This window comes from Candidatus Stoquefichus massiliensis AP9 (assembly GCF_000455285.1).
Taxonomy (GTDB): domain Bacteria; phylum Bacillota_I; class Bacilli_A; order Erysipelotrichales; family Coprobacillaceae; genus Stoquefichus; species Stoquefichus massiliensis.
Genome location: NZ_HG005301.1, coordinates 5,726 through 13,678, shown reverse-complemented (window position 1 = coordinate 13,678; position 7,953 = coordinate 5,726). Strand labels below are relative to the sequence as shown.

Below are 7,953 nucleotides of genomic sequence, written 5' to 3'. Positions count from 1 at the left end.
ATTCTGCGCGTATTATGGAAAACTAACAACATTATTTTAGCTTGTATATAAATAAAAAAGTATGGAACTTAAGATAGAAACAAGGGATAAACATGTGATTATAGTGAAAGAAGTCATCATTATGATAAGAAGGAAGTAATAAATAGAAAACTGTGAAAAACTTACTAGAGATATTAAAGTAATTCTTTTTCTTGTAATGATAAAATATGGGAATACTATTTACATAATCTTAACATATTTTATACAAAATATTGCTATTTAGTGAAGTAAAAACAATATAAACTGTGGTTGTGTTAAGAATAAGTAAGGATGAGAAAACAATGAGAAAAATAAAAACGATTATATTGATTGTGTTTGTTTGGATAGGGTTTGGGTTAATGGGTTGTCAGGCACATGCTGATGATCAACAAGCTAAGGTCACATTGAATGGATCAACATCTATGGAGAAATTAATGAACGCATTAAGAGAAGGAATTCAGGAAGAGTATCCTGAATTACAGATGGAGCCTCAGTTTACTGGATCCAGTTCAGGAATAGAGGCTGTTTTCAATCAGACAACAGATATTGGAAATTCTTCTAGAGCGTTAAAGGAAACTGAAAAAGAAAAAGGCATTGTTGAAAATATTATTGCAATTGATGCAATTGCAATAATTACAGATAAAAATAATTTGGTTTCTAATTTAACACAAGAACAGCTTATTCAAATATATCAAGGAAAAATAAGAAATTGGAAAGAAGTCGGTGGTCAAAACATGCCCATTGTTGTTATAGGACGTGAGGCAGGGTCAGGAACAAGAACAGCATTTGAAGAATTACTTCATATTGAAAATCAATGTCAATATGCCAATGAATATAATGAAACAGGACCTGTTATGGCTAAGGTTGGATCTATACCGGGGGCTATTGGATATGTTTCATTGGATGTTATTGATAAAAGTGTAAAAATGTTAACGATTGATGGAGTAGAACCGAGTATAAATTCTATTAGGGATGGTCAATATCTTTTGCAAAGACCATTTGTAATGGCAACATATGGACCTATTGAGAAACAAAGAAAAGAAGTACAAGCAGTATTTCGATATATTGAAAGTGAGAATGGACAAAAAATTATTAAATCTGTGGGACTTATTTCACCACAGTAAGGAGTAAATAATGGATAAGAGTATGGTTTCTATTTTAAGTAATCGCCAAACAAAATCAATGGTAGAAAAAGTGGCAGCGATTATACTAACAGCATGCGCAATTGTTTCAGTTATTGCAGTTATATCAATTACAGTATATATGTTTATTTCAGGGACTCCAGCATTATTTCAAGTAGGTATAACAGATATTCTATTTAGCAGTGTTTGGACACCAACGGCAGAAGTGCCTAGTTATGGAATTCTCTATGTTATTTTAACATCAATCATAGGAGTGTTTTTTGCAATCTGTATAGCTGTTCCCATTGGTATTTTAACAGCTATTAATTTAGCAGAAATTGCGAAACCAAAAATTAGAGGTGTGGTAAAATCAGCAATTGAACTTTTGGCAGGAATACCATCTGTTGTTTATGGTTTGTTAGGAATCTTAATTATAAATCCTTTTATGTATCAGTTGGAACTTATTATTTTTAAAGATTCATCAACGCATCAGTTTACAGGTGGATCGAATTTAATTTCCGCAATCCTGGTGTTAGCAATTATGATTTTACCAACTCTTATTAATATTACAGAAACAGCATTGCAGACCGTTCCGGATCATTATCGTAAAAGTTCTTTAGCTTTAGGGGCAAGTCAAATGCAAACAATTTTTAAAGTTGTTTTGCCGGCTGCAAAAAATGGTATTATGTCTGCAATTGTATTAGGAGTGGGACGCGCAATTGGAGAAGCTATGGCAATCTTATTAGTAGCAGGGAATTCAGTTAATCTTCCATTGCCATTTAGTTCAGTTCGCTTCTTGACAACAGCTATTGTTTCAGAAATGAGTTATGCTTCAGGGACTCATCGAGATGTATTATTTACTATTGGGTTGGTTTTGTTTGTTTTTATTATTTGTATGAATTTAATTTTAACATTTATATTAAAAGGAGGTAAGGATGATGGATAGAAGCTTATATGAGAAAAAGAATCGTTTCATTGATACAGTTTTGAATATCTTCATTCAATTATCAACCTTTATTTCTGTTGTATTGTTAATTATTATTATAGGTTATATTTGTTATCGAGGGATACCTTATTTTTCATTAGATTACTTAGTGAATACAACAAGTATTTTAAAAAATACAATTGGTATTCTTCCTAATATTGTGAATACTATCTATATGATTGTTGTGACATTATTGATTGCATGTCCAATAGGTATTGGTGGGGCTATTTATTTAAATGAATATGCAACAAATAAAAAGTTTGTCACAATGATTTCTTTTACTACAGAAGTATTAGCGGGAATACCATCCATTATATATGGATTGTTTGGAATGCTTTTCTTTGGTGGTGTATTAAAATTAGATTATTCGATTTTAACAGGGGCATTAACTTTATCAATTATGATACTACCCATTATATCAAGAAATGCACAAATTGCTTTGCAGGCAGTTCCTAAGAGTTACCGTGAAGCAGCATTAGGTATGGGTTCAACAAAGTGGTATATGATTCGTACTGTTTTATTACCAAGTGCAATTCCAGGTATTCTTACAGGTGTTATTTTAGCAATGGGAAGAATTGTGGCAGAGTCAGCAGCCTTATTGTTTACGGCAGGAAGTTTGGCGGTCTTGCCTAAAAATATATTTGGACATTTATTTTCTAGCGGAGGAACATTAACAATTCAATTGTATTTAGAAATGGCAAAGGCTCATTATGATCAGGCATTTGTTATTGCATTAATATTAATAGTTATTGTTTTGTGTTTGAATTTTGTAGCTAAATGGATTTCAAGAAAATTTGATGTAAATAAGAGAGGATAGTATATGGGAAATAAAATAGTTGCAGAGCAATTGAATCTTTATTATGGTGAAAAACATGCTTTAAAAGATGTGAGTCTAGACATTGTTGAAAATAAAATTACAGCATTTATTGGTCCTTCTGGATGTGGGAAATCAACATTTTTAAAAACGTTAAACCGTATGAATGATTATGTTAATAATGTTAAAGTGAGTGGATCTGTTTTATTGGATGATGAAAATATTTATGATTCGAGAGTTGATACAACAATCTTAAGGAAGAAAGTGGGAATGGTTTTTCAACAACCCAATCCTTTTCCTATGAGTATTTATGATAATATTGCCTATGGTCCAAGAATTCATGGTATAAAGAATAAGAAACAATTAGATATAATAGTAGAAAAAAGTCTAAAAGCAGCTGCCTTATATGATGAAGTTGCAGATCGGTTACATTCTTCTGCGTTAGGATTGTCAGGAGGGCAACAACAGCGTTTGTGTATTGCAAGGTGCTTGGCGGTGGAACCAGAAGTTATTTTATTAGATGAACCAACAAGTGCATTAGATCCTATCTCAACATTAAAGATAGAAGAGTTATTAATGGAACTTAAAAAGAAATATACAATTGCAATTGTGACACATAATATGCAACAAGCCTCACGTATTGCTGATTTTACTGCATTTTTTCTTGTTGGAGAAATGGTTGAATATGGTAAAACAAAAGACATATTCTCACTTCCTCAAGATAAACGCACAGAGGATTATATTACAGGACGTTTTGGTTAATATTGTGTTTTGATTGAAAAACAAATATAATGGAGGTATGAAAGATGATGAGAACACTATTTGATTCAGAATTAAGTAAGCTGAATGTGGATTTAACAAAAATGGGACATTTGGTAGAGGTATCTATTGAAAATATGATTGATGCTTTTAAACACCAAGATAAAGCACTTGCTAAAGAAATTATGAATAATGATAGATTAATTAATGATATGGAAAGAGCTATTGAATCTAGATCGTTTAATCTTATCTTGAGACAACAACCAATAGCAAGTGATTTAAGAAATGTAACATCTGCATTAAAGATTGTAACTGACTTAGAAAGAATAGGAGATCAAGCAGCAGATATTGCAGAAATTATATTGAATTTTGAAGGTGAACATGCATATCGAACTATAGAACATATTCCAATGATGGCTAAAAAAGCTAAGATGATGGTTCATGAAGCGATAGATGCATTTATAAAAAAAGATTTATCAACAGCACAAATGGTTATTAAAATGGATGATGAAATTGATGTTCTATTTCAAGATGTTAAGCAAGAAGTGACAGAAATTTTAAAAGAAAACAGTGAGAGGATTGATTTTTGTATTGATTTTCTAATGATAGCAAAGTATTTGGAAAGAGTAGGTGATCATGCTGTGAACATCTGTGAATGGTTAGAGTTTAATCAAACAGGAACAGTTAATGACCATAGATTGATATAGGAGGGAAAAAATGAACGAACGTATATTTGTAATTGAAGATGATGAAAATATTCAGGAGATTGTGAAACTTTCATTAGAATCAAATGGCTATCAGGTCACTCTTTTTGATAATGCTATAGATGCGATTAAGGTCATTCATGAAGATTCGCCAGATTTGGCAATCTTTGATGTTATGTTACCTCAAATGGATGGCATTACAGCAGTTAAAAAAATTAGAGAAAGTAATGGACATATGCCAATTCTTATTCTGAGTGCTAAGGATAGTGAAGTTGATAAGATTCGAGGATTGGACAGTGGTAGTGATGATTATATGACTAAGCCATTTGGAGTTCTTGAGTTATGTGCTCGCGTTCGTACACTTCTTAGAAGAGCAAAACCAAAATCAAAAGCTATACAAACACCAACATTGAGTATTGATAAATCTACACATATCGTGAAGAAGAATGATATTATTATTGATTTGACACATAAAGAATATCAGTTATTGCTTTATTTAATTGAAAATAAAGAACGTGTGGTAGAAAGAGATGAGTTATTAAATAATATATGGGGATATGATTTTATTGGTGAATCAAGGGCTTTAGATGTTCATATACGTTCACTGCGTAAGAAATTTGATGATGATGGAGAAAAGTATATTAAAACAATTCGTTCTGTAGGATATCGATTTATAGAAAAGGAGGATATATATGACTAAGTCTATCCTCCATTATTTTATTGTTATTTTAATTGTTGCTTTATTAAGCAGTTGTTTTATTTCAGCTACACTTATCTCCAATGGTTTGCTTTCAACGACAAAACAAGAAATGTTATACTCCTTAAAACTTATAGATTATGCTATGGATTATCACAAACCATTAGAAGAACAAATAGAAAAAATGAATCCTCTTGCTTATTCAGATCAAACACGTATTAGTATTATTGATATAAAAGGTAATGTCATTGCTGATACTGTTTCAGAATCTATTTCAGAGAATCATCTTGAAAGACAAGAAGTCCAAGAGGCTATTCGTGATCAGATAGGATATGCTCAAAGACGTTCTGAAATCACTGATGAGAATATGTTATATGCTGCAATTTATAGCCAGGGATACATTATTCGTTTATCAATACCTTATAATGGTTTAATTGATTATATTCCTTTATTGATACCAGCTTTATCGATTAGTGTTATTGTATCTTTTGGGATTGCTTATATCCTTTCTCGTAAACTGGCATATACAATTTCAAAACCTATTATTGAGATTAGTGAAAGTCTCGACTGTATGACAAGTGATTTTCGTTTTGATTTAAAACAATATGATTATCAGGAATTTAATATTATTGTTGATACAATTCGTAATCTATCTCACCGTTTGCGTAAATCAATGCGTGAAGTAAAATTAGAACGTATTAAAATGGATGAGATTTTAAAACAAATGAACGAAGGCTTTGTTTTGTTGGATGAAAATTATAAGATATTGAGTATCAATGCCAAGGCCATTTCAATTTTAGGAAATATGAAACCTTATGACCAATTTATGGATTACCTTTATTATCCTGATATTATTAATGCATTAGAAAATAATGTTCCTAAACAGGCTATTCAAATGAAAATTAATCATAATATATATGCATGCTATATTTCAAGAATTGACTTAGGAACGACACTGTTATTTGTTGATATCACTGTTGCAAAAAAAGCTGAAAAAATGAGAAGTGAGTTTTTTTCTAATGTTTCACATGAACTCAAAACACCTATGACATCTATTAGAGGTTACAGTGATTTGCTAGCTCAGGGATTGGTTCAAGATGAAAACCAAAAACAAAATATGTTGAAGAAAATTCAAGATGAAGTGACAAGTATGTCAACATTGATTGATGATATATTGATGTTATCAAGAATAGAAAATATGGATGTAGAAGTAGAAATGAGCCCAATAAAGATGAAGTCACTTGTAGAGGATGTTTTAGAAAGTTATGAAATAGAAATAGCGAAACATTGTATCCATATTCATAAAGATTTTAGTGATATGGTGTATATTGGTAATCATCAGCAGATTTATACACTTTTGAATAATATTATTGGAAATGCAATTAAGTATAATAAGGATAATGGTGATGTTTATATTGATATTGAACCAGTTGAAGAAGCAATGAAAATAACAATCAGAGATACAGGTATTGGTATTCCTATAGCAGATCAGGCACGCGTTTTTGAAAGATTTTATCGAGTTGATAAAGGAAGAAGTAAGCAAAGAGGTGGAACTGGATTAGGATTGGCTATTGTTAAACATATTGTTTCACATTATAAAGGAACAATATATTTAACAAGTGAACTAGAGAAAGGGACTGTTATTGAAATGATTTTACCACAACAAACATTGAAGGAAGTTTAAAACTTCCTTTTTATGTTAAGAATGTAAGTGGTGATAAATATGAATCAATCGTATTGGCAAAAAACATCTAAAAAAAGAATAGGAAAAGCAATTCAAACAGATATTTCTACAGATATTGTCATTATTGGTGGTGGATTAAGTGGTGTTGCTCTAGCTTATCAATTAAGAGAGAGCCCATATCAGGTGATTGTTCTAGATAAAGATGAAATGGGTAGTCATACTAGTGGACATACTACAGCTAAAGTTACTGCTTTGCATGGGACTCTTTATCAGGATATTGTAGAACATTATGATATTCATCAGGCTTATCTTTATTATCAGGCTAATCAAAAAGCATTGCTTGAAATAAGAGATATCATTAGAAGAGAAAAGATTGCATGTGATTTTCAAGATAATACATCTTATATCTATACAGATGATCCAGGCTATATATCAACTATTGATAATATAGAACGTATATTTCAAACATTACGTGTTGAAACAGTTAAAGATAATCAACACTTAGCTTCGATTGGATTGAAAGATCAGGCTATCTTTCATCCATTAAAATATTTATATGCACTTATTCAAATATGCGAAAAAAAAGGTATTTCTTTTTATGAACATAGTCAAGTAACAAAAATCGAAAGAAAAGATGATTCCTTTTTATTAAATGTTAATGAACATCGTATTCAATGCAAATATTTAATCCATGCAACAAGATATCCATTTATAAAGAAAGGTTTTTATTTTTTGAAACTCTTTCAAGAGAAGGAATATATTGATTATTGTGATGAAGAACGTGGATTAAATAGTTATTTATGTATTGATCAAACAGATAGTTATCGTCCTTTATATCATGATGATAGTTTGATTATTCATCGAGATGCTAAAGATTGGTTTGCTCAAGATAGTATTCCTTTAAGAGGAATACCATATATAGGAAGGCTGAATAAATATTCTAATGAGTTTATTATATATGGTTTTCAAAAGTGGGGAATGACACTATCACAGGTGGCTGCTAGATTGATTAGTGATTTAATTATGGAAGAGGTTAATCCTTATGAAGAACTTTTTTCATGCCATTATTTTTCAATGTCTTTTTCTAAGAAGTATACTGCAAAAATGTGGGAAGGGACTAAGCGTGGAATGATTACAAATCACTTTTTGAATCGTAGACTTGATTGTTTAG

At 30.8% G+C, this 7,953-nt stretch carries 8 protein-coding genes; all 8 read left to right on the top strand.

The genetic code is table 11. The annotated features are described in order from the left end of the window. Nucleotides 1-320: 320 nt before the first annotated feature. Nucleotides 321-1,142: a phosphate ABC transporter substrate-binding protein gene (locus tag BN350_RS17735; protein WP_028044790.1), complete on the top strand. Its 822-nt coding sequence runs from the start codon at nt 321-323 to the stop codon at nt 1,140-1,142. A gap of 10 nt (nt 1,143-1,152) precedes the next feature. Then, nucleotides 1,153-2,085 carry a phosphate ABC transporter permease subunit PstC gene (pstC, locus tag BN350_RS17730; RefSeq protein WP_028044789.1) on the top strand — a complete coding sequence of 311 codons (933 nt, stop codon included), beginning with the start codon at nt 1,153-1,155 and terminating at the stop codon, nt 2,083-2,085. Further along, nucleotides 2,078-2,941, top strand: coding sequence for a phosphate ABC transporter permease PstA (gene pstA, locus BN350_RS17725; protein WP_028044788.1), 864 nt, complete (start codon nt 2,078-2,080; stop codon nt 2,939-2,941). The genes pstC and pstA overlap by 8 nt, the downstream gene beginning before the upstream one ends. 3 nt (nt 2,942-2,944) lie before the next feature. Continuing rightward, nucleotides 2,945-3,700: a phosphate ABC transporter ATP-binding protein PstB gene (gene pstB, locus BN350_RS17720; protein WP_028044787.1), complete on the top strand. Its 756-nt coding sequence runs from the start codon at nt 2,945-2,947 to the stop codon at nt 3,698-3,700. Nucleotides 3,701-3,744: 44 nt separating this feature from the next. After that, entirely contained in the window at nt 3,745-4,404 is a 660-nt protein-coding gene (gene phoU, locus BN350_RS17715; RefSeq protein WP_028044786.1) for a phosphate signaling complex protein PhoU, read from the top strand. Nucleotides 4,405-4,414: 10 nt separating this feature from the next. Then, on the top strand, nt 4,415-5,101 hold the full coding sequence (locus tag BN350_RS17710) for a response regulator transcription factor (protein ID WP_028044785.1): 687 nt from the start codon (nt 4,415-4,417) through the stop codon (nt 5,099-5,101). After that, a complete protein-coding gene (locus tag BN350_RS17705; protein WP_028044784.1) occupies nt 5,094-6,782 on the top strand; it encodes a sensor histidine kinase in 1,689 nt (562 codons plus the stop codon). The genes BN350_RS17710 and BN350_RS17705 overlap by 8 nt, the downstream gene beginning before the upstream one ends. A 39-nt stretch (nt 6,783-6,821) precedes the next feature. After that, the coding region (locus tag BN350_RS19765; protein WP_081652961.1) for an NAD(P)/FAD-dependent oxidoreductase at nt 6,822-7,953 on the top strand (1,132 nt) is incomplete at its 3' end.

Excerpts from the sequence above, each read along its gene's own strand:
- BN350_RS17735 (WP_028044790.1), top strand. The coding sequence starts at position 321 with ATGAGAAAAATAAAAACGATTATATTGATTGTGTTTGTTTGGATAGGG.
- pstC (WP_028044789.1), top strand. The coding sequence starts at position 1,153 with ATGGATAAGAGTATGGTTTCTATTTTAAGTAATCGCCAAACAAAATCA.
- pstA (WP_028044788.1), top strand. The coding sequence starts at position 2,078 with ATGGATAGAAGCTTATATGAGAAAAAGAATCGTTTCATTGATACAGTT.
- pstB (WP_028044787.1), top strand. The coding sequence starts at position 2,945 with ATGGGAAATAAAATAGTTGCAGAGCAATTGAATCTTTATTATGGTGAA.
- phoU (WP_028044786.1), top strand. The coding sequence starts at position 3,745 with ATGATGAGAACACTATTTGATTCAGAATTAAGTAAGCTGAATGTGGAT.
- BN350_RS17710 (WP_028044785.1), top strand. The coding sequence starts at position 4,415 with ATGAACGAACGTATATTTGTAATTGAAGATGATGAAAATATTCAGGAG.
- BN350_RS17705 (WP_028044784.1), top strand. The coding sequence starts at position 5,094 with ATGACTAAGTCTATCCTCCATTATTTTATTGTTATTTTAATTGTTGCT.